The organism is Streptosporangium album (assembly GCF_014203795.1).
GTDB lineage: Bacteria > Actinomycetota > Actinomycetes > Streptosporangiales > Streptosporangiaceae > Streptosporangium > Streptosporangium album.
This window is the reverse complement of the sequence record NZ_JACHJU010000001.1, coordinates 4,886,880-4,909,036: the sequence shown is the minus strand read 5'-3', so window position 1 is coordinate 4,909,036 and position 22,157 is coordinate 4,886,880. Positions and strand designations below refer to the sequence as shown.

At 65.5% G+C, this 22,157-nt stretch carries 16 protein-coding genes and 3 rRNA genes; 7 read left to right on the top strand and 12 right to left on the bottom strand.

What is annotated here, in order from left to right; translation table 11 throughout:
* Nucleotides 1-195: 195 nt before the first annotated feature.
* Nucleotides 196-1,422: a saccharopine dehydrogenase family protein gene (locus FHR32_RS23420; RefSeq protein ID WP_184756260.1), complete on the bottom strand. Its 1,227-nt coding sequence runs from the start codon at nucleotides 1,420-1,422 to the stop codon at nucleotides 196-198.
* A gap of 244 nt (nucleotides 1,423-1,666) precedes the next feature.
* Nucleotides 1,667-2,671, bottom strand: a complete 1,005-nt coding sequence (locus FHR32_RS23415) for an extracellular solute-binding protein (RefSeq protein ID WP_184756259.1) — start codon at nucleotides 2,669-2,671, stop codon at nucleotides 1,667-1,669.
* A 7-nt stretch (nucleotides 2,672-2,678) separates the two neighbouring features.
* Here FHR32_RS23415 and FHR32_RS46090 point away from each other — a divergent pair, with 7 nt between their 5' ends.
* Complete coding sequence (locus FHR32_RS46090; protein WP_281390885.1) at nucleotides 2,679-2,810, top strand: hypothetical protein; 132 nt, start codon at nucleotides 2,679-2,681, stop codon at nucleotides 2,808-2,810.
* 227 nt (nucleotides 2,811-3,037) lie between these two features.
* On the opposite strand, the gene FHR32_RS23410 is transcribed toward FHR32_RS46090, so the two are convergent.
* The 4 genes from FHR32_RS23410 to FHR32_RS23395 all read right to left on the bottom strand — a co-directional run bounded on the left by FHR32_RS23410 (nucleotide 3,038) and on the right by FHR32_RS23395 (nucleotide 8,003).
* The gene (locus FHR32_RS23410) at nucleotides 3,038-3,250 is read right to left on the bottom strand and encodes an SDR family oxidoreductase (protein WP_221465525.1); all 213 of its coding nucleotides are present in this window, start codon (nucleotides 3,248-3,250) and stop codon (nucleotides 3,038-3,040) included.
* 222 nt (nucleotides 3,251-3,472) lie between these two features.
* Entirely contained in the window at nucleotides 3,473-4,978 is a 1,506-nt protein-coding gene (locus FHR32_RS23405) for a CoA-acylating methylmalonate-semialdehyde dehydrogenase (RefSeq protein ID WP_184756258.1), read from the bottom strand.
* Nucleotides 4,975-6,273: an aspartate aminotransferase family protein gene (locus tag FHR32_RS23400; protein WP_184756257.1), complete on the bottom strand. Its 1,299-nt coding sequence runs from the start codon at nucleotides 6,271-6,273 to the stop codon at nucleotides 4,975-4,977. The genes FHR32_RS23405 and FHR32_RS23400 overlap by 4 nt, the downstream gene beginning before the upstream one ends.
* Before the next feature lie 278 nt (nucleotides 6,274-6,551).
* Complete coding sequence (locus FHR32_RS23395) at nucleotides 6,552-8,003, bottom strand: MFS transporter (RefSeq protein ID WP_312882625.1); 1,452 nt, start codon at nucleotides 8,001-8,003, stop codon at nucleotides 6,552-6,554.
* Between the two features lie 111 nt (nucleotides 8,004-8,114).
* Between FHR32_RS23395 and FHR32_RS23390 the strand changes: the two genes are divergently transcribed.
* The 3 genes from FHR32_RS23390 to FHR32_RS23380 all read left to right on the top strand — a co-directional run bounded on the left by FHR32_RS23390 (nucleotide 8,115) and on the right by FHR32_RS23380 (nucleotide 11,175).
* Entirely contained in the window at nucleotides 8,115-8,906 is a 792-nt protein-coding gene (locus FHR32_RS23390; RefSeq protein WP_312882624.1) for a TetR/AcrR family transcriptional regulator, read from the top strand.
* Nucleotides 8,907-9,144: 238 nt separating this feature from the next.
* Nucleotides 9,145-10,770, top strand: a complete 1,626-nt coding sequence (locus tag FHR32_RS23385; protein ID WP_184756255.1) for a PucR family transcriptional regulator — start codon at nucleotides 9,145-9,147, stop codon at nucleotides 10,768-10,770.
* A 9-nt stretch (nucleotides 10,771-10,779) separates the two neighbouring features.
* Nucleotides 10,780-11,175, top strand: a complete 396-nt coding sequence (locus FHR32_RS23380; protein WP_184756254.1) for a cupin domain-containing protein — start codon at nucleotides 10,780-10,782, stop codon at nucleotides 11,173-11,175.
* Nucleotides 11,176-11,244: 69 nt separating this feature from the next.
* Here FHR32_RS23380 and FHR32_RS23375 read toward each other — a convergent pair whose 3' ends face one another.
* Complete coding sequence (locus tag FHR32_RS23375) at nucleotides 11,245-11,394, bottom strand: hypothetical protein (protein WP_184756253.1); 150 nt, start codon at nucleotides 11,392-11,394, stop codon at nucleotides 11,245-11,247.
* A 292-nt stretch (nucleotides 11,395-11,686) separates the two neighbouring features.
* On the opposite strand from FHR32_RS23375, the gene FHR32_RS23370 reads away from it, so the two are divergent.
* The gene (locus tag FHR32_RS23370) at nucleotides 11,687-13,150 is read left to right on the top strand and encodes a phosphodiester glycosidase family protein (RefSeq protein WP_184756252.1); all 1,464 of its coding nucleotides are present in this window, start codon (nucleotides 11,687-11,689) and stop codon (nucleotides 13,148-13,150) included.
* Nucleotides 13,151-13,333: 183 nt separating this feature from the next.
* Here FHR32_RS23370 and rrf read toward each other — a convergent pair.
* The 3 genes from rrf to FHR32_RS23355 form a co-directional block, all read right to left on the bottom strand.
* A 5S ribosomal RNA gene (gene rrf, locus FHR32_RS23365) occupies nucleotides 13,334-13,450 on the bottom strand.
* Nucleotides 13,451-13,525: 75 nt separating this feature from the next.
* Nucleotides 13,526-16,653: ribosomal RNA gene (locus FHR32_RS23360) — 23S ribosomal RNA — on the bottom strand.
* Between the two features lie 378 nt (nucleotides 16,654-17,031).
* A 16S ribosomal RNA gene (locus FHR32_RS23355) occupies nucleotides 17,032-18,553 on the bottom strand.
* Together the 16S, 23S and 5S rRNA genes form the textbook arrangement of a ribosomal RNA operon.
* 594 nt (nucleotides 18,554-19,147) lie before the next feature.
* Between FHR32_RS23355 and FHR32_RS23350 the strand changes: the two genes are divergently transcribed.
* Together FHR32_RS23350 and FHR32_RS23345 are read left to right on the top strand one after the other, a co-directional pair.
* Nucleotides 19,148-20,164, top strand: coding sequence for an AI-2E family transporter (locus FHR32_RS23350; RefSeq protein WP_246466291.1), 1,017 nt, complete (start codon nucleotides 19,148-19,150; stop codon nucleotides 20,162-20,164).
* Between the two features lie 154 nt (nucleotides 20,165-20,318).
* Nucleotides 20,319-20,984: a helix-turn-helix transcriptional regulator gene (locus FHR32_RS23345; RefSeq protein WP_184756250.1), complete on the top strand. Its 666-nt coding sequence runs from the start codon at nucleotides 20,319-20,321 to the stop codon at nucleotides 20,982-20,984.
* A gap of 118 nt (nucleotides 20,985-21,102) precedes the next feature.
* On the opposite strand, the gene FHR32_RS23340 is transcribed toward FHR32_RS23345, so the two are convergent.
* Both FHR32_RS23340 and FHR32_RS23335 read right to left on the bottom strand, forming a co-directional pair.
* A complete protein-coding gene (locus FHR32_RS23340) occupies nucleotides 21,103-21,864 on the bottom strand; it encodes an arylamine N-acetyltransferase family protein (RefSeq protein WP_184756249.1) in 762 nt (253 codons plus the stop codon).
* Between the two features lie 8 nt (nucleotides 21,865-21,872).
* Complete coding sequence (locus FHR32_RS23335; RefSeq protein WP_184756690.1) at nucleotides 21,873-22,061, bottom strand: hypothetical protein; 189 nt, start codon at nucleotides 22,059-22,061, stop codon at nucleotides 21,873-21,875.
* Nucleotides 22,062-22,157 lie beyond the last annotated feature (96 nt).

Below are 22,157 nucleotides of genomic sequence, written 5' to 3'. Positions count from 1 at the left end.
TCTGTAACAGATGACGGTCAGTAGGCGGCTAGCTGCCTGACGCCACAGGTTTCAGTGGCGTCATCACGCTTTGCGCCCGACGCGCCGAAGGGCGGCGGCCAGGTGATCCATGGCCGCCGCCCCCGGGAGGGCCGACGTCGGCAGCGTGCGGACTCGGGGACCGTACGCCGGCGTTTCGGGTCGGGCAGCGCCGGGTCAGGCGGACAGAAGCGCCTGGCCGGCCTGGTCGCGCATGCCCCACGGCGAGCCGTAGGTGGTGAGCAGGTCCAGGAACGGCACGGCGTCGAACGCCTCGGGGCCCAGCACTCCCGTGCCCGACCAGCCGCCGGTGGCCAGCAGTTCCAGCGCGACGACGGGGTGCACGGCGGTCTGCCAGACCACGGCCTGGCAGCCGTACTCGCGCATCGACCACTCGTTGTCGACCACGTGGTAGAGGTAGACCTCGCGCGGCTCGCCGTCCTTGCCGACGCCTTTCACCCAGGTGCCGGCGCAGGTCTTGCCGCGCATCCGGTCACCGAGCGTGGCCGGGTCGGGCAGGCTGGCGGCGACGACGTCCCGGGGCGAGGCCTCGACGCCGCCGACCCGGATCTTGCCCGCGTTGTCCAGGCCGAGCTTGTGCAGGGTCTTCAGGACGTCGATGAACTCCTCACCGAGACCGTATTTGAACGTCACCCGCCTGGCGTCGATCCAGCGCGGGACGAGCAGCACCTCCTCGTGCTCGACGTTCACGCACTCGACCGGGCCGATCCCCTCGGGGAAGTCGAAGACCTCCGGCTCGCTGAACGGCTCGGTGGTGTGCCATTCGCCGTCCTCCCAGATCACCGGCGGGTTGAGGCACTCCTCGATGGTCGTCCAGATGGAGAAGGTCGGCGCGAAGTCGTAGCCCTCGACCACCAGGTTCGACCCGTCGCGGATGCCGATCTCCTCGATGCTCTCGAAGAGGTGCTCGGCCGCGTAGCGGGCGAACACGTCGGCGAGCCCGGGCTCCACGCCCATGCCCACCAGCGCCAGCCTGTCCTTGGCGCGCCAGGCGTCGCCCAGCGCGAACTGCTCGTCGCCCAGCTTCACCCCGGTCAGCTCGTACGGCCTCCGGGGGTGCGGTCGCGACAGCGACATCGCCATGTCGAGGTAGTGCGCCCCGGCGTTGAGCGCGGCCCGGAACAGGGGCATGGTGAAACGCGGATCCACGGCATTGAAGAGCACGTCACAGCGGTGCTCGGCCAGAGCGGCTTCGACCGCCGCCTGGTCGGAGGCGTCCAGCCCGATGGCGCTGAAGCGCGGATCGTCGATCTTGGCCACGGTCTCCGCGGCGCGGTCCTGTCTGGAGTCGGCCACCACGATGTGTTCGAAGAAATCTCGGCGCGCGGCGATCGGAACCACGGCGGAGCCGACCCCGCCCGCTCCCACAAGAAGGATTCTCATGCCGGGAGCCTACTGGCTGACTGGTCAACCAGCCAATAGTTTGGGCATGGCTTACCGCTGAATCCATTGTTGATGTTGATAAACGCGACGGAAACCGTGGCGATTTCAAGGAAGAGCAGACATGGCTACGGAGAAACGGAGCGCTCCGGAGTCGGGGGAACATCCGGAGCGCTCCTGGCAGGCCGCACCCAGCGGGGGATGGGCGTGCCCGCGGCCCGTCAAGCTCAGGTCACCGGATCCCCGCTCATTTCACGAGGTTCTTCCATCTCTGCATCCAGTCGGTGTAGTCGGTGCATTCCCCGCCCCCGCCCCCGCCGCCGCAATCCTTCGCCGGGCGGACGGCGAAGGAGACGCGCCGGATCCAGTCGTCGTCGCGGACGTGGTAGACGTCGCACATGCGCTGGGCGCGCTTGGCACACGCCTTGGGATTGGCCGGGGCGAGACCCGTCCAGGCGGCCGCCGAGCGCTGCACACCGGCCGAGGCGGTCCAGTTGAGCCACTTGTAGGCGCAGTTCGGACTGGCGGGTCTGGCCGAGAGCATCCACGGGTCGACCCACCCGGTCATCGGTGACCTGTCCAGCGCCTTCATCGGCCGGCCCGCCCGCTTGAAGAGATCCCGGTGGTACGGCAGGGCCTGCGCCAGCCGCACCGCCCTCGTCGCGAGGACCCGGATCAGATCGAGGGAGTCCTTCCAGTAGACCCGATCGGGGCCGTCCCGTTCGGCGAGCAGCTTCACCGCGGCGTCGAGCTGGGCGGGGGTGAGCTGGAACGGATCCTTGATCCCGAGTCCGGGGCTGGCCCGCCTGAGCGCGAGCGCGGCGTCGGCGATGCTCAGCGGGCTGTCCCTGATCGCCACGGGCGCGGTCGTGTAGAGGGCCTCGGGCCCCTGCGGCCTGCCCTGCTCGTAGACGACCTGGTTGACCCCCCACAGGTACGGGATGCCGTAGACCTTGCCCCCCTGCCGCATGGCGGGCAGCTCACGCAACAGCTTGGGGATGTCCTGGTAGCCCTCGACCAGGGAGGTGTCGACCGGTGCGACACTACCCTCCGCCACCAGCTGCCCGGCCAGGTCCGGCGGCGGCGAGATGACGTCGTAGGAGTTGCCGGCGAGTTTGGCGGCCATCTCCTCACCCGTCCTCACCCGGTCGAGCTTCACGACCCGGCATCCGGTCTTCCGCTCGAACGGGGTGACCCAGTTCACCGCGGAGCTGGTCCCGCCGTACTCGACATGGCCCTGGAAGGTGAGCACCTGTAGCGTGCCCTCCCCTTTGCCGATGGACGCCGAGGGTGTCGGACTTGCGCTGGAGCCAGGGCTTGAGCTGGGAGCGGCACTCCGGCCGGGCGACGCCGGAGGAGTGCTCGGGGCAGACGGGCTCCCCGACGGCTGAACCGCACCCGCGGCCCCCGACGGGGCCATCGCGGCAAGCGCCAACCCGCTCGCCAGCGCGCCGAGATGTGTACGGCGGAGCCTGTCCCTGCTCATCACTTCCCCCACGATGCCGCTGCCGACCTGTCCGGAGCCTACCTGCCCTCCCACCTGCCGGCAGAAGACCCGGGGCTCCCCGCCGTCGGCGGGCGCGCCTCAACCGGCTCCGCGCCCCCCGGGACGTCCAGGTCACGCCTGGCGGGTGGGCATCACGATGATCTGACGGAGATTCACGTGCCTGGGCCGGCTGGCCACGTAGCCGACCAGGTCGGCGATCTCGTCGGCGGACAGTGAGCCGAGCGCGTCGAACATCTCACCGAGCTGGCCGTCCGCGCCCAACTCCGGGTTGTCGATGTGGGATGCCAGTTCGGTGTCCGTCAGGCCGGGCTCGATGTTCGTCACCCGGACGCCATGCGTTCCCGCACCCGGAGGCGTCCACGTTCTATCCCGACTGGGAGGCGGTCGCCGCCGAGACGGCGGCCGTACCTGCGCCTGAACAGCGCCCGGCATCCCGCCGACCGCCACCTCGCCTTCGGCCGCGGCGAGGAAACTGGCTCTGCTCCTGGACCACGCGGAGCGGAGACTCCTGGACCACGCCGAGGAGAGGCCGTCGGCCGTACGGGTCTAGCCGTTGGTCGGGAATCCCAGGTTGACGCCGCCGTGGCTCGGGTCGAGCCAGCGTGAGGTGACGACCTTGCCACGGGTGTAGAAGTGCACGCCCTCGGTCCCGTGAACGTGGGTGTCGCCGAACAGCGAGGCCTTCCAGCCGCCGAAGCTGTAGAAGGCCATCGGCACCGGGATCGGCACATTGACGCCGATCATGCCGACCTCCACCTCGTTCTGGAAACGCCGGGCGGCGCCCCCGTCGTTGGTGAAGACCGCGGTGCCGTTGCCGAACTCGCCATCGTTGATCAGCTTCAGCCCCTCCTCGTAGGAGGACACGCGCACGATCGCCAGGACCGGGCCGAAGATCTCCTCCCGATGGACGCGGGAGCCGGCCGGAACGTGGTCGAGGACCGTCGGGCCGAGCCAGAAGCCCGGGGTCTCGGCGGCGGCCGCGCCGCCGGCAATCAGGGTCCGGCGGCCGTCCACCACCAGCTTGGCCCCCTCGGAGACACCCAGGTCGAGGTAGGAGGCGACCTTGTCACGGTGGACCTCCGTGACGAGGGGGCCCATCTCGGAGGCGGGGTCGTCGCCGGGACCCACGGTCAGCGCGGAGACCCGGGCGACGATCTTGTCGACCAGCTCGTCGCCGACCGGATCGACGGCCAGCACGACCGAGATCGCCATGCAGCGCTCACCGGCCGAGCCGAAGCCCGCCGACACCGCCGCGTCGGCGACCAGGTCGAGGTCGGCGTCGGGGAGCACGAGCATGTGGTTCTTCGCACCGCCGAGCGCCTGGACCCGCTTGCCGTGGGAGGTGGCGGTCTCGTAGACGTATCTGGCGATGGGCGTGGACCCCACGAACGAGACGGCGCGCACGTCCGGGTGCTCCAGCAGCCGGTCCACCGCCACCTTGCCGCCCTGGACGACATTGAAGATCCCGTCCGGCAGCCCGGCCTCCTTCCAGAGGGAGGCCATCAGCAGCGACGCGGACGGGTCCTTCTCCGAAGGCTTGAGGATGAAGGCGTTGCCGGCGGCGATCGCGATCGGGAACATCCACATCGGCACCATGGCCGGGAAGTTGAACGGGGTGATCCCGGCGACGACGCCCAGCGGCTGACGGATGGAGTAGGAGTCGACCCGGGTGGAGACGCCCTCGGAGAAACCGCCCTTGAGCAGGTGCGGGATGCCGCAGGCGAACTCCACGACCTCCAGGCCCCGGGCCACCTCGCCCAGCGCGTCTGAGTGGACCTTGCCGTGCTCCGCGGAGATGAGCCGGGCCAGCTCGTCGCGATTGGCGTCCATCAGCTCGCGGAAGCGGAACAGCACCTGCGAGCGCCTGACCAGCGAGGCGTCCCGCCAGGCCGGGTAGGCCGCCGCCGCGGCGGCCACGGCGGCGTCGACCTCGTCCACCGAGGCGAGGTGGACCCGCCCGCTGACCTTCCCGGTCACGGGGTTGAAGATCTCGGACGTACGGCCGCCGCCCTCGGCGGGGGCTCCGTTGATCCAGTGGGTGACGTTCTTCATGAGACGACCTCGGCGTTGATGGCTTCGAGCGCGGTGACGATGATCCCGAGGCCCTCGGCGGCCTCCTCCATCGTCAGGGTGAGCGGCGGGGCCATGCGGAGCACGTTGCCGTACAGGCCGCCCTTGCCTGCCAGCAGACCGGCCTTCCGCGTCTCCTCCATGAACCGGGCGGCGAGCGCCGGAGAGGGCTCACCGGTCGCCGGGTCGACCAGCTCGACCGCGAACATCAGGCCCTTGCCGCGGATGTCACCGACGATCGGCAGGCGTGGCGCGGCCTCGCGGAGCCCGTCGATGATCAGGGCGCCGGTCCGGGCGGCGCCGGTCTGCAGGTCGTGGTCGAGCACGTAGTCCAGCGTGGCGTTGGCGGCGGCCATGGAGATCGGGTTGCCACCGAAGGTCGCCAGGCCCACCGCGTGCAGGTTGTCCATCAGGTCACCGCGCGCCACGACGCCGCCGACCGCGAAACCGTTGCCCAGGCCCTTGGCGAAGGTCATCATGTCCGGCGTGACACCGTGGTTCTGGATGCCGAAGAAGGCCGACCCGGTACGGCCCCAGCCGGTCTGCACCTCGTCGGAGATGAACAGGATGCCCTCGGCGTCCAGGACCTCCTTGTAGGCGGCGAACAGCCCGTCGGGGGCCATGGTGAACCCGCCCACCCCCTGGATCGGCTCGGCGATCAGCGCGGCGACGTCGCCGGAGACCCCGGTGGAGAGCACGTGGCGCAGGTCGTCCACGCACACCGCGATGTAGTCGGCGTCCGACAGGCCGCGGAACTGGGTGAGGTGGCGGTCCGCGCCGTGCAGGAAGTGGACGTTCAGCGGGGACAGCGAGTTGTTCTTCCAAGCGCGGTTGCTGGTCACGCTGACCGCGCCGAAGGAGCGGCCGTGGTAGCTCTGCCGCATGGCGAGCACCTGGTCGGACTTACGCGCGTAGGTCGCCAGCAGCAGCGCGGTCTCGTTGGCCTCGGTGCCGGAGTTGGTGAAGAAGACCTTCGCGTCCTTGATGCCGGACAGCTTGGCGATCTTCTCCGCGAGCTCGACCTGCCCGCGGAGGAGATAGACCGTGGAGGTGTGCACGACGCCGGTGGCGAGCTGGCGCTCGACGGCCTCACGCACCTCGGGCACGTCGTACCCGATCATGTTGGTCAGGATGCCCGCGAAGAAGTCCAGGTAGGTCGTGCCCGAGGCGTCGACGACCCGGTTGCCCTTACCGCTGACGATCTCAATGGGCTCGTTGTAGTAAAGGGCCATCCAGTTGGGCATTACCGCCCGGTGGCGCGCAAGAAGGTCCGGCATATGTCGAGTATCCCGGCTCTGAGCCACCACTCATACCGTCAACATGTCGGAAGGTCGCCCCTGAATCCATCATGATGTCAGCGAGACATCCCGCTCTCCATCTCATGTCCGCCGGTTGCCGGACGGCGCGCCGGGGCCGTTTCCGAAGGAGCCGGATGAGACCGGGGGCAGAGCCCGGAGAGCAGACCTGTACGGGGCGTCAGCGAGTCTGCCGGACACCCCGCCGCCAGATCGGCCACGACGAGCGGACACACAAACTCGACAGCCTGGAGAACCTCTCAGCTCCCCGTCTCCACCAGGTCCGGCGCTGAGGCCGGGACCTTGGGAGCCGGACGGAGCACCGTGAACGCCAGCGCGGCGGCCGCGAGGGTGAAGGCGGCGCCCACCCAGGAGCCGAAGGACATGGCCGACACGAACGCCTCCCGCGCGGTCCGCGCCAGTCCCGGGTCGCCGAGCAGCAGCGCCTCGCCGATCGAGCTTCGCGCGGCGGCCGGGGCGCCCTCGGGCATCGACGAGGTGTAGACCCCGGCCAGCACGCTGCCGAGCACGGCCACGCTCAGCGCCATGCCCACCTGCTGGACGGTGTCGTTGAGCGCCGATCCCACGCCGGCGTGCTCGGGCGGCACCGCCCCCATCAGGGTCGCGTACGCCGCGGGCCCGGCGAGTCCGCCGCCGACTCCCATGAGCATGAGGCCGGTGATCAGCGTGCCGTACCCGGTGTCGGCGGTCATGAAGGCGAGCACGCCGAAGCCGAGGGCCATCACGCCGAGACCGGCGGCGACCAGCGTCCGGTTGCTGACCCGCTGCCCCAGGCCGGCGCCGACCCCGTTGAACAGCGCGGCGGCCACGGCGTACGGCAGCAGCGCCAACCCCGCCTTCATGGGACCGTAGCCCAGCACGAACTGCAGATACTGGGTGAGCATCAGCAGCAGCGCGCCCGTACCGAACGACATCAGCACGATCGAGAACGACGAACCGCTGAAGTTGCGGTCACGGAACAGTCCGAGCGGCAGCATCGGGTGCTCCGCCCTCCGCTCCCAGAACACGAACGACCCCAGTGCCAGCACGGCCAGCACCCCGGCGACCAGCACCTGCGGCGAGGTCCAGCCCTTGCCGGGCGCCGAGATGACCATGAACACCAGGGCGCTCATGCCGACGGTGGACAGCAGCACGCCGACCGGGTCGAGTCTCCGCGCCGGGCCACGCGTCTCGGGCATCAGCAGCACGGTCGCGACGACGGCGACGACCGTGATCGGCACGTTGAGCAGGAAGATCGAGCCCCACCAGTAGTGCTCCAGCAGGAACCCGCCCAGCGTGGGACCGGCGATCACGCCGACCATGGCCACCGCGCTCCAGGCGGCGATGGCCTTGCGGCGCTCGTCGTCGTCGAAGACGGTGATCAGGATCGACAGGGTGCTCGGCATCAGGATGGACCCGCCGACGCCCATCAGCGCGCGGGCGCCGATGAGCTGCCAGGGCTCGGTGACCAGCAGCGCGATCAGTGAGGCCCCGCCGAACAGCACGAGACCGATGATCAGGAAACGCTTGCGCCCGTAGCGGTCGGACAGGCTGCCCGAGGTGAGCAGCAGTCCGGCGAAGACCAGGACGTAGGCGTCGATGATCCACTGGATGTCCGAGGGGCTGGCACCGAGATCGGTCATCAGAGCCGGGATGGCCAGGTTCAGGACGGTGTTGTCCACCACGAGGACCAGCAGGCTCAGGCAGAGCACCCCAAGGATCCACCATCGCCGGGGATCGCGTTCATCTCGTACAGTGTTCGATTTCACTCGCACACCGTACGATAAAATCGAATGGTGTGCGAGTGGATTTATGCTGAGTCCGTGAACCAGTGCTTCAGCTCCGTCTGGCTGCGCGAACCACGGGCCGCCAAGAGCTCGACGCTCAGCCGGGCGCAGATCGTGCGCGTGGCCGTGCAGCTGCTCGACGCCGAGGGGCTGGAGGCACTGAGCATGCGCCGTCTGGCCACCCGGCTCGGGTCGGGCGCGACCAGCATCTACTGGCACGTGGCCACCAAGGACGACTTGCTCGAACTCGTCCTCGACGAGGTCTACGGCGGGTTCACCGTCCTGGACGTCGAGGAGACCACCTGGCGCAACGCCGCCTCCTCCTTCGCCTACGGCATGCGCCAGATACTCCTCCAGCATCCCTGGGCGATCAACCTCGTCGGAAAGGTCCCCTCCATCGGGCCCAACGCGATGCGGATTCTGAGCCGGCTGATCCGCACCTTCGAGCACGCCGGATTCCGGGACATCGACCAGCACTACGCCGCCTCAGCACTCATGTCCTACGTGGCCGGGGTCACCGCGCCCGAGATCTCCTGGAATGCCGCGCTGGACAGATCGGGCCTCGACTCCAACGAGTGGAACGCCGCCATGCAGCCGACGGTGCGCAGGGCCGCGGCCGACTATCCCGAACTGGTCGCCCGCTACGCCGAGTTCAGCGAGATGGACGTCGACACCTCCAGGGCTCTCAACTTCGAGTTCGGCCTGACCTGCCTCCTCGACGGTCTGGAAGCCCGGCTGAACCGCTCGATCCCCCCTCCGGCGGATCCCCCGGCGGCGCCGGACGCGCGATCGGGAGCCCGTGGCGACGGCGGAACCATCGGCGGCTGACTCCCGCCACCGGGAGTCAGGCCATCGGCACCCCCGCCCTGCACCACCGGGTATCGGTCGCCGGGCGTCGGCACCCGGAGCCCTGTCCGCCATCCCATCGGCCGGTTCGGGGATACAGCCGTCGGCTCCCACGGCTGACACCTTTTCTCCGCCGGATACGACGCGAAGGCAGACCAATAGAACATAATGTAAAGTAACTACTGTCCGAAATTACAATATGATCGGATAGTCTCGGCCTGTGCTCCCTACCATCGCCGACGTTCTCTCCCTGGACACCGTCCGCCGAGGCAATCCCCGAGTCGTCGCGGGAGCCGACCGACTCGACACCCGGGTGCGCTGGGTGCACGTCGGCGAGGTCACCGACATCGCCCACCTGCTCCGTGGCGGCGAGCTGGTGCTCACCACCGGCATCGCGCTCCCCGACGACCCCGAGATGCTGGCCGACTACGTCGGCGAACTGGCCGCCGTCGGTGCGTCCGGACTGATCGTGGAACTGGGCCGCAAGTTCGTCAGGGAGCTGCCCCGTAGCGTGGTCACCGCCGCCGAGCAGCACGGCCTGCCACTGATCACACTGGCCCGCGAGACCCCGTTCGTGCAGATCACCGAGTCGGTCCACGCCAGGATCATCGACATCCAGCTGGAGGAGCTGCGCGCCTCCGAGCAGCTTCACGAGGTCTTCACCGAGCTGTCGGTCGAGGGCGCGTCTCCCGCCGAGGTTCTCAGCCAGGTCGCACGGCTCTCCGGGCGGCCGGTGCTCCTGGAGAACCTCGCCCACCAGGTGCTGGCCTGCGAGACGGCCGGGCGCGACACCGGAACGCTGCTGGCGAGCTGGGAGACACGTTCCAGGGCCGTGGCCCCGGACCAGCGCACCGCCTACGACTCGGCCTCCGGATGGCTGGTCACCATGGTCGGCGCGCGCGGCCAGGACTGGGGCAGGCTGATCCTGCTCTGCGGCGGCGAGCCCGGCCCACGCGAGATCGTGCTCGCCGAACGCGCCGCGACCACCCTCGCCCTGGGCCGCCTGCTGGAGCGTCACCAGGAGTCACTGGAACGCCAGGCCCACGGCACGATCATCACCGGCATTCTGACTCACGCCTACGCCGACCCCGACGAGGCCGCCGCCCGCGCCCGAGCGGTCGGCGTCCCGCTGACCGGTCGCAAGCTGATCAGTGTGGTGCTCCGGCTTGCCGAGCAACCGGAGAGCCCGCTGGACGGCCAGGAGCAGCTCGCCCGGCTCGGTGAGCTGGCCGACGCCACCGCCGCCGCCTGCCGCGAGGCCCGCCTCCCCGCCCTGGTCGGCGCCTTGAACCAGAACCGCATCGGCGTCCTGCTCCCGCTGCCCCCACGCACCTCGGCCGAACCCACCCTGGTCATGCTCGCCGACCGTCTGCGCGTGGCCTTCACCACCCCGTTCGTACTCGCCGCGGGTTCGGTGGTCGAATCCCTCCGTGACGTACGGCGCAGCTTCCTGGAGGCGGAGCAGGTCGCGGACGTAGCCGTCAGGCAACCCGACGGCCGAGCCTTCTACCGCCTGCCCGACCTGCGCCTACGTGGCCTGCTCCACCTGTTGAGAGACGACGCCCGTCTGCAGACCTTCGCCGAACGCGAACTCGGCCCGTTGCTGGCCCACGACGCCCAGCGCGGTGGCGACCTGACCAGGATCCTCCGGATCTACCTGGACTCCGGCCGTAACAAGGCCGTCGCGGCCCAGAAGGCTCACCTGTCCCGGCCGGCTTTCTACGACCGGCTCCGCAGGCTGGAACGGATTCTCGACACCAACCTGGACGATGTCGAGTCCTGTCTCTCCCTTCATGTCGCCCTCCTGGCGCAGGAGTCGTTCCGGAGAGACAACATCCGCACCTGAAAGGTCCCCATGCCCGACATCCTCGTCCCCGAGACCGCCGACCTGGCCCGCATGGTCGCCGCCGCCGGGATCTTCGCCGTCCCCACGGACGGCGTGCAGCTGTCACCTGACGAGTTGGAGCCCGCCCAGATCCTGGCCGGCTCGCCGCAGATCTCCTCGATCGAGCTGTGGCCCTCACCCGACGGCTCACAGAGCCGGGGCATCTGGGAGATCACCCCGGGCACGGTGATCGACGTCGAACATGATGAGATCTTCGTGGTCATGTCCGGCCGGGCCACCGTGGAGGTCGAGGGCGGTGCCACCATCGAACTCACCCCGGGCACGGTCTGTCTCCTCGCCGACGGCGCCAAGACAACCTGGATCGTCCACGAGACACTCCGGAAGGTGTATCACTCCCTGAGCTGAGGACCGACCACGGCGCAAGCCGTACCGGACCCAGATTCCGTACGGCCTGCGCCTGTCTGGTCGCGCCCGCTAACCGTCCTGATCGGATGCGACGTCCACGTGGATGGTGTCATCGGCGCAGACGTAGAGATCCCAGCGACGCGGTCGCGCCGTGATCACGCCAAGAATGAATCCGAGGACCATGCTTGCGATGATCACGATGAGAATGTTCAGCCCCATGATGGCTGCCTCTCGGAAAGAGTGCCGCTTGATCTGAGGAGTGCGGCGTACTGAACCGTAGCGCCCTGGTGCCGTCACCGCAGTGAAACGGTGGGGACTAACCCCTATTGACCAGCGCGATTAGCCCGGTCGAGGCAGTTTCGGACTATCAGAATTCCATCGCCTCTCACATGAGACGGTCCGCGTGACAACACTTTCTTGGGATGTTTAACGCGTTTCGCTCCCCTTGGCAGGAAGATCTCGGCACGATGGTGCACCGAAGTCTTGGTCACTAACGGGGAGAGAGACATACATGTCGCGACGTATCGTCGTCGGGCTTTCTGCCATAGCACTCAGCGTCACAGCAATTCCCGCCCAAGCCGACGGGGCGAGCCTGACCTTCCCCACCTCGACGTTTCCGCTTGGCAACAGCGCCGCTCCGGTCAAGAACCAGCGCAGCGTGGTGCCGGGCGTAGACCTTTTCAGCCTGAAACAGGGGAAGTCCACCGAGGGATGGACCGTGACGGTGCTCATGCCCAATGGGCACGAGGACGGCGGGCTGACCACCGCTCAGACCAGAGCGGCGGAGGTCCAGGCCGCCGGGTTCACCCCGGCCGTGCAGAAGGTCACGCAACCCGCCGCCGCGGACGCTCCGGCCGTGGACCGTTACCTTGTCCGCATCGGGCTATGGACATTCGCGGAACGCGCCAAGGCCGACAAGGTGGTGAAGGAACTCAAGGAGTTCGACATCCGGGCCAAGACCGACTATCTCGCTGACGACGGCCTGCAGACCACCGGGCCCTGGACCATGAACGTCCTGATGGTGGACCCCAAGGTCTTCAAGGGATCGTTCAGAACGAGTGTCGGGGCCAGCGTCGCCAAGCGCGAGACGACCAGCTCGATGGCCAGGCGGGCCGGGGCCATCGCCGGCGTCAACGGCGGCTTCTTCAACATTCACACGCCCAAGGCGCTCCAGGGCGACCCGATGGGGATTTCAGTGGTGGGAGGCAAACTTCTCAGCGAAGCGGTACCCGGTCGCAGCGGCGTCGTCATCACCGGTCGCAAGATCCAGATCACCGAGCTGAAGACGACTATCACCGCGACCCCGGCTGACGGGGCGAAGACCGAGGTCAAAGGTATCAACCGGGCTGCCGGAACGGACGAACTCGTCCTTTACACCGAGGAGTTCGGCACCAAGACCGCAGCCGACGGCGGGACCGAGATCGTGGTCGACGCCCAAGGTAAGATCATCAAGGTCCGCGAGGGTGGCGGCATCGTCTCGCGCGGCACCTACGTGCTCCATGGCACCGGCGTCATGGCCGACTGGCTGCTGGAACACGCCCTGGAGACCTCCACCATGAAGCTCGACACCAGGGTCATCGACCTGCGGACCAAACGGACCGTGCCGCTCACCCCGGAGACATACATCATGGGCGGCGGCGTGGGGCTCGTGAGAAACGGCCAGGTGCGGATTACCGCCCAAGCCGACGGACAGGCATCCTTCAACATGATGCTCCGTCGCCACCCCCGCACGATGGCCGGCGTCACCAAGTCCGGCGGCCTGATCCTGGTCACGGTGGACGGACGCAATCCCGGTGTCACCGTGGGCGCCTCAATGGTGGAGGCGGCTCAGCTGATGCGCTGGCTGGGTGCCAAGCAGGCCATAAACCTCGACGGTGGCGGATCGAGTGCGATGGTTGTCGGCCACAAGGTCATCAACCGTCCTTCGGACGGCAGTGAGCGGACCGTAGGCGACGCTCTGTTCATCACGCCCTGACCCTGCTCTGTTCAACACAGCCCTGGCCCTGACATGGGGCCAGGGCTCTCCATCTGGAGGAGATCCTCATAGAGGAGGCGGAGAGTACTCCGAGGAAAGCGCTCCGAAGGCACAGGACCCACAAGGGAAAGGTCCCGGGAAACAGAAAAGGCCACCCCGAAGGATGGCCTTTCCCAAAAGATTGCCCGGCGGCGACCTACTCTCCCACACCGTCCCCGGTGCAGTACCATCGGCGCTGAAGAGCTTAACTTCCGGGTTCGGAATGTAACCGGGTGTTTCCCCTTCGCCATAACCGCCGTAACACTATGAAACTATCAAACACACAACGGTGCCTGCTGTTTCAGAATCACACAGTGGACGCGAGCAAAAAGCTTTATGGTCAAGTCCTCGGCCTATTAGTACCGGTCAGCTCCACACGTTACCATGCTTCCACCTCCGGCCTATCAACCCAATCGTCTATTGGGAGCCTTACCCACTCTCATGGTGGGAGACCTCATCTCAAGGCGAGCTTCCCGCTTAGATGCTTTCAGCGGTTATCCCTTCCGAACGTAGCCAACCAGCCGTGCTCCTGGCGGAACAACTGGCACACCAGAGGTTCGTCCGTCCCGGTCCTCTCGTACTAGGGACAGCTCCTTTCAAGTCTCCTGCGCGCGCAGCGGATAGGGACCGAACTGTCTCGCGACGTTCTAAACCCAGCTCGCGTACCGCTTTAATGGGCGAACAGCCCAACCCTTGGGACCTACTCCAGCCCCAGGATGCGACGAGCCGACATCGAGGTGCCAAACCATCCCGTCGATATGGACTCTTGGGGAAGATCAGCCTGTTATCCCCGGGGTACCTTTTAGCCGTTGAGCGACGGCGCTTCCACAAGCCACCGCCGGATCACTAGTCCCAGCTTTCGCTCCTGCTCGACCCGTCGGTCTCACAGTCAAGCTCCCTTGTGCACTTACACTCGACACCTGATTGCCAACCAGGCTGAGGGAACCTTTGGGCGCCTCCGTTACTCTTTAGGAGGCAACCGCCCCAGTTAAACTACCCACCAGACACTGTCCCTGATCCGGATCACGGACCGAAGTTAGACGTTCAAAACGACCAGAGTGGTATTTCACCAATGACTCCACCACCACTAGCGTAGCGGCTTCACCGTCTCCCACCTATCCTACACAAGACGTTCCAAACGCCAATGTCAAGCTATAGTGAAGGTCCCGGGGTCTTTCCGTCCTGCTGCGCGTAACGAGCATCTTTACTCGTAGTGCAATTTCGCCGGGTCTGCGGTTGAGACAGCGGGGAAGTCGTTACGCCATTCGTGCAGGTCGGAACTTACCCGACAAGGAATTTCGCTACCTTAGGATGGTTATAGTTACCACCGCCGTTTACTGGCGCTTAAGTTCTCAGCTTCGCCACACAAGTGCAGCTAACCGGTCCCCTTAACGTTCCAGCACCGGGCAGGCGTCAGTCCGTATACATCGTCTTACGACTTCGCACGGACCTGTGTTTTTAGTAAACAGTCGCTTCCCCCTGGCCTCTGCGACCCCCACCAGCTCCGAGTGCAAGACTCATCACCAGCGAAGGCCCCCCTTCTCCCGAAGTTACGGGGGCAATTTGCCGAGTTCCTTAACCACAGTTCACCCGATCGCCTTGGTATTCTCTACCTGACCACCTGAGTCGGTTTCGGGTACGGGCCGCCACGACACTCACTAGAGGCTTTTCTCGGCAGCATAGGATCACCCACTTCGCCACAATCGGCTCGGCATCACATCTCAGGATACACAAGAGGCGGATTTACCTACCTCTCTCCCTACATGCTTACCCCAGGACTACCATCGCCTGGGCTGGGCTACCTTCCTGCGTCACCCCATCGCTTACCTACTACCAGATCAGGCCAGGCGTTCAGCCTCACCCACACCCCGAAGGGCGTCAGGGGCTTAAGGACCCTTAGTATCACTGGATTCAGTATTGGCGCATCGCAGCGGGTACGGGAATATCAACCCGTTGTCCATCGACTACGCCTGTCGGCCTCGCCTTAGGTCCCGACTTACCCTGGGCGGATTAGCCTGGCCCAGGAACCCTTGGTCATCCGGCGCAGAAGTTTCTCACTTCTGATTCGCTACTCATGCCTGCATTCTCACTCGCACAGCCTCCACAACTAGATCACTCTGCTGCTTCGCCGGCTGCACGACGCTCCCCTACCCATCCACACACCTAGACAGACAAGCTGCCAAGCTAACATGTGAATGCCACGACTTCGGCGGTGTACTTGAGCCCCGCTACATTGTCGGCGCGGAATCACTTGACCAGTGAGCTATTACGCACTCTTTCAAGGATGGCTGCTTCTAAGCCAACCTCCTGGTTGTCACTGCGACTCCACATCCTTTCCCACTTAGCACACGCTTAGGGGCCTTAGTCGGTGGTCTGGGCTGTTTCCCTCTCGACTACGGAGCTTATCCCCCGCAGTCTCACTGCTGCGCTCTCACTTACCGGCATTCGGAGTTTGGCTGACGTCAGTAACCTTGTCGGGCCCATTAGCCATCCAGTGCTCTACCTCCGGCAAGAAACACGCAACGCTGCACCTAAATGCATTTCGGGGAGAACCAGCTATCACGGAGTTTGATTGGCCTTTCACCCCTAAACACAGGTCATCCCCCAGGTTTTCAACCCTGGTGGGTTCGGTCCTCCACGCGGTCTTACCCGCGCTTCAACCTGCCCATGCCTAGATCACTCCGCTTCGGGTCTACAGCATGCGACTCAAACGCCCTATTCAGACTCGCTTTCGCTACGGCTACCCCACACGGGTTAACCTCGCCACACACCATAACTCGCAGGCTCATTCTTCAAAAGGCACGCAGTCACATCACAGACGTCCGAAAACGTCTACGCTCCTACGGCTTGTAGGCACACGGTTTCAGGTACTATTTCACGACCCCTCACCGGGGCGCTTTTCACCTTTCCCTCACGGTACTTGTTCACTATCGGTCATCAGGGAGTATTTAGGCTTACCAGGTGGTCCTGGCAGATTCACACAGGATTTCTCGGGCCCCGTGCTACTTGGGATCCCCTCAAACAGTCGACAAGATTTCGCCTACCCGGCTCTCACGGTCTACGGCGCAACTTCCCAGAAGCTTCGACTATCCCATCGATTTCTCACTGTCTGGAGAAACGGCAGCTCCCCCCAGAGGGTCCCACAACCCCGCACACGCAACGCCTGCCGGCTATCACACGCATACGGTTTAGCCTGATCCGCTTTCGCTCACCACTACTCACGGAATCACTAAATTGTTTTCTCTTCCTACGGGTACTGAGATGTTTCACTTCCCCGCGTTACCACCAACCGCCCTATACATTCAGGCGGAGGCAACACCACATGACTGGTGCTAGGTTTCCCCATTCGGACATCCCCGGATCAAAGTCAGGTTGGCGACTCCCCGGGGCTTAACGCAGCCTCCCACGTCCTTCATCGGCTCCTGATGCCAAGGCATCCACCGTGTGCCCTAAAAAACTTGGCCACAAAGATGCTCGCGTCCACTATGCAAATCTCAAACAACAGACAGCAACCAAACCCACCCCACCACCAACACCCATCACCCGATGAGCTGGTCTGGCAGGAGGCCGGCCCCGCACGAGGTCAAACAGACAGCAAACCCGCCACAGCGGGCCCGCCTCAATGTCCGTTTCCTCAGGACCCAACAGTGTGTTCAACCAGCCCGAACCCCCGACACCCCGTTCCCACTCCCTCCACGAGGAGGGCGGTACTAGCGGCCCGGCGACCCGGTCCGGCTGACTAGCCAGTGCTCCACTAATGAGCGCGCCGAGCGTGGAACGTTCGCCCACGGACACGGCATGAACCACAGACCACCACGTGGCCTGCAGCCGATGCTCCTTAGAAAGGAGGTGATCCAGCCGCACCTTCCGGTACGGCTACCTTGTTACGACTTCGTCCCAATCGCCAGCCCCACCTTCGACCGCTCCCCCCAGCAAGCTGGTTGGGCCACGGGCTTCGGGTGTTGCCGACTTTCGTGACGTGACGGGCGGTGTGTACAAGGCCCGGGAACGTATTCACCGCAGCGTTGCTGATCTGCGATTACTAGCGACTCCGACTTCATGGGGTCGAGTTGCAGACCCCAATCCGAACTGAGACCGGCTTTTTGGGATTCGCTCCACCTCACGGTATCGCAACCCTCTGTACCGGCCATTGTAGCATGTTTGCAGCCCAAGACATAAGGGGCATGATGACTTGACGTCATCCCCACCTTCCTCCGAGTTGACCCCGGCAGTCTCCAATGAGTCCCCACCACCCCGAAGAGCGTGCTGGCAACATTGAACAAGGGTTGCGCTCGTTGCGGGACTTAACCCAACATCTCACGACACGAGCTGACGACAGCCATGCACCACCTGTCACCCGATCCGAAGAGGCACCCATCTCTGAGTGTTTCCGGGCGATGTCAAGCCTTGGTAAGGTTCTTCGCGTTGCGTCGAATTAAGCAACATGCTCCGCCGCTTGTGCGGGCCCCCGTCAATTCCTTTGAGTTTTAGCCTTGCGGCCGTACTCCCCAGGCGGGGCGCTTAATGCGTTAGCTACGGCGCGGAAACCGTGGAAGGTCCCCACACCTAGCGCCCAACGTTTACAGCGTGGACTACCAGGGTATCTAATCCTGTTCGCTCCCCACGCTTTCGCTCCTCAGCGTCAGGTAAGGCCCAGAGAACCGCCTTCGCCACCGGTGTTCCTCCTGATATCTGCGCATTTCACCGCTACACCAGGAATTCCGTTCTCCCCTACCTACCTCTAGCCAGCCCGTATCGAATGCAGACCTGGAGTTAAGCCCCAAGCTTTCACACCCGACGTGACAAGCCACCTACGAGCTCTTTACGCCCAATAATTCCGGACAACGCTTGCGCCCTACGTATTACCGCGGCTGCTGGCACGTAGTTAGCCGGCGCTTCTTCTGCAGGTACACGTCAACTTCGTCCCTGCTGAAAGAGGTTTACAACCCGAAGGCCGTCATCCCCCACGCGGCGTCGCTGCGTCAGGCTTTCGCCCATTGCGCAATATTCCCCACTGCTGCCTCCCGTAGGAGTCTGGGCCGTGTCTCAGTCCCAGTGTGGCCGGTCGCCCTCTCAGGCCGGCTACCCGTCGTCGCCTTGGTAGGCCGTTACCCCACCAACAAGCTGATAGGCCGCGAGTCCATCCCCAACCGAAAAAACTTTCCACCACCATCCCATGCGAGAAGTGGTCGTATCCGGTATTAGACCCAGTTTCCCGGGCTTATCCCAGAGTCAGGGGCAGGTTACTCACGTGTTACTCACCCGTTCGCCGCTCGAGTACCCCGAAGGGCCTTTCCGCTCGACTTGCATGTGTTAAGCACGCCGCCAGCGTTCGTCCTGAGCCAGGATCAAACTCTCCAAACAATGTTTGAGAAGTTTCTCCCGGCTGAAAGCACCCGCATCAACATGCGAATGTATCAACCAAAGGAATCCGTCCTCCCACCACAGGCGGGTCGGACGGGGTTGTGCTTCATGCACTGGCTTTTAACACACTGTTGAGTTCTCAAGAAACGGACGCGTTCTCCGTCACCGTTACCTTGCGGTCCCGGCTTCAGGGCGTTCCACTCCGTGTCTCCATCCTATCAGATCCGCCCGGTTCGTATCAACTTGTCGCTTTCGCTTGAGTTGATCCGAACCTGCCGGACCCGCGAGGATCTCGACCTGCCCCGTTTCCGGAGCAACCCTTCTAACTTACTCCAACATCCGACTGTTGTCCAATCGGATCCTGTCAGGACGCACGCGTCCCAGCCAGGGGAAGTGATCAAAAGGGGTTCCCGAGGCCTTGACGATCTCCGCCAACCCCCTCGGGCCTGTGAACTCTATGTACGCCGCCCTCTTCCGTCAAATCGATGAGAGCCGCCGGGAAGAGGCGTTTCCCCCGGTGGGTAGAGATCCGACATGACGGAGCAAAGACCAGTGCCTCGGGCCCTCATCGTGCTGCTCTGCACTGCGGGCGCCATGATCACACTGTTTGGTATCAGGACCATCGGGTCGATCGTCGGACCCGTACTACTGGCTCTTGTGCTCGTCCTGGCGGTCTCCCCCGTAAGAACCTGGCTCCATAGACGGGGTGCTCCCGGATGGACTCTGGTCGCGGTCCCGCTGACCATCGTGCTGCTCCTGTTGTTCGGCATGGTGGCGATCCTGACCATCGCGGTCGCCCAGACGGCCAACCTCGCCTCGACCTACGGTCCGCAGTTCAACCAGCTCATCGCCCAGGCACAGAAAGTGGCCGCGAAGTTCGGCGTCGGCACCGATCAGGTGAATCAGGCGATCAAGTCATTCGACCTGGGAAAGATCTTCGCACTCATCCAGGGCTTCGCGAGCGGACTGTTCGGCGTGTTCTCCGCCCTGGTTCTCGTCACGGTCCTGTTGCTGGCCATGTGCCTGGACGCGCAGCCCTTCTCGCGGGTCCTCGCCCTGGGAACCGCCCACCGGCCCAGGCTCGTTCTGGCACTCCACGAATTCGCCCACAAGACCCGCCGCTATCTCATTGTCTCGACGGTGTTCGGACTTGTCTGCGCGGCGCTGGACGTGATCGCACTCTGGCTGCTCAACGTGCCGCTTCCGCTGCTCTGGGGTGTGCTGGCGCTGATCACCAACTACATCCCCAACCTGGGTTTCATCATCGGGCTGGCCCCTCCTGCCCTGCTCGGTCTGCTGGAGGGTGGCCCCAAGACCATGATCTTCGTGATCGTCTCCTACGTGGTGATCAATTTCGTGGTCCAGTCGCTGATCCAGCCGAAGTTCCTCGGTGACGCCGTGGGACTGTCCACGACCATGACGTTGCTGTCACTCCTCGTGTGGGCGTTCGTGCTCGGCCCGCTGGGCGCGCTGCTAGCCATCCCCCTCAGCCTGCTGGTCCGCGCGCTGCTGATCGACAGTGATCCCAACGGTGAATGGGCCGCGGCTCTCATCTCGGGAGAGCTCCCCTCCGGCTCCCCGGAGAAGTCCCCTCCGGGCAAACGCCCGTGACCGCTCCGGGACACGGCGCGGACGACTTCCGCCACGGCCTCGGGAGAGCCCGGACGCACGCGTCCCCGTAGCGACAGAGGGATCGGGAGTTTCACCCGGACCGGGCCTGGCGACTGTGCGGAGGCCGGACCGTCGGCGACCGTAACCTGAAGGCATGTACCGCGAGTGGGCCCCGGATCCGGCGATCGCCGGACGAGTGATCTGTCTCTGGACGTCGACGGCGACCTCCTCGGTGACGGAACTGGTGGTTCCCGACGGTTCGGTCGATCTGATCTGGGCCCCGGAGGGTCCGCAGGTCGCCGGGCCGGATACCGGGCCGAAGCCTGTCCGGATGGTCCCTGGTGACCGCTATCTAGGGATCCGCTTCCGGCCGGGCGCGGTGGGCGAGACGTTCGGCGTGCCGCTCGAGGCCCTACGTGATCTGCGGGTGCCGCTGGTTGAGCTGGGCGTGCTGCCGGAGCTGACGGCGGAGAACATGCAGGAGGCGCTGGCCGTACGGCTCCGCACGACGTCCGGCCCCGACCCTGCCGCGCCGGCGATCGCCGCGGCGTTGCGGACCGGGCGGAGCGTCAGAGAGGTGGCGTGGGAGCTCGGGCTCAGCGAACGGCAGCTCCACCGCAGATCGCTACAGGCCTTCGGGTACGGGCCCAAGATGCTTCAGCGCGTGATCCGTTTTCAGCGGGCGCTGCGGCTGGCCCGGCGGGGGAAGCCGCTGGCCGAGGTGGCCGTGGACAGTGGCTATGCCGACCAGGCCCACCTGGCCAACGAGGTCAGGCGGCTGGCCGGGGTGCCCATGGGTCAGCTCGTGAACCGTCCGTAGGCACAGGGTTCCCAGCCCGGTGGGCGTGGGACGACCGCACGGGGACATGGTGTGCGCTCCGGTGTCTCGACGGCCTGGCGGATGTGCCGGCCGGGCATCCCCGATGCTCGCGGCTGTCTCATTCCTTTGACACGGGTGCCGTGGGCAGCCGGGTCAACTCGATGCCGAAGTGGTCGCGGTAGGCGGCGAACGTCTCGGCGTCGGTGGTCAGGTGCTGCTCCCTGCGCTCGCCTCCCGAGGTGTGCACGAGCAGTCTGTCGCTCAGCGTGACGCGTCCCGTCTCGGTGAGGAGCGAGCAGACGAGAGACCGGGTGAAGTGCGACGCGGGCGAGGTCTGGTGCCACCAGCAGGTCGGCACGTAGTCGGCCAGGACGCGTGGCCGCTGTTCGAGGCGGTATTCGAGCACGCCGTCCTTCAGCACGTCGAGGTCGCCGTCGGCGGTTTCGACGACGCGGAAGACACCGCCGGGGTCGGGCTGGTCGGTACGCAGGTCGAGGCGGAGCGGATGGTGGCTGAATGCTCCGAAGCCGACGTCGACGAGCCACGGGTCGGGGGCGTCCACCCGCAGTGCGAGGTGGTCGAAGGGGACCCCGACGGAGTCGCCGCTGGAGGGCCGGGCGGAGAGCATGGTCACCCGGTAGCCCAGCGAGCGGAGCAGCGCGGCGAAGGCACCGTTCACTTCGTAGCAGAAGCCGCCCCTCCGCCTGCCGACGATCTTCTCGACAAGCGCCTGGTCGTCGAGCACGACGGGTTCGCCGAGGTGAATGCTCAGGTTCTCAAACGGCACCGTCAGCAGGTGACGCAGTTGCAGCTCACGGAGTGACTCGGCGTCGGGGCCGGCGGGACGGTCGGCACCGATCCGTTTGAGGTATTCGTCCATGGCCTGATTCACTCATACCGCGGACCGGCCGCGCCACCGGCGCTCGGATCCGAGGCCTCCATGACGACGGCCCCGCCGCTCACCCTGGTGCGCCCGTCGGCCTCGGCGATCGAGATGAGGACGACGCCGGCGGGATTGCCGCCCTTGGGGTCGTGGGTGAAAGCGGCGTAGCGCAGGATTTCCACGTTGTCCGTCACACTTTCGAACCTACCAAGCATGATTCTGCCCGGTCTCTCCGGTGATCGCCTGACATCTCTTGTGGAAATTCCGACGGTCGTCGTGGAAACGCCCGG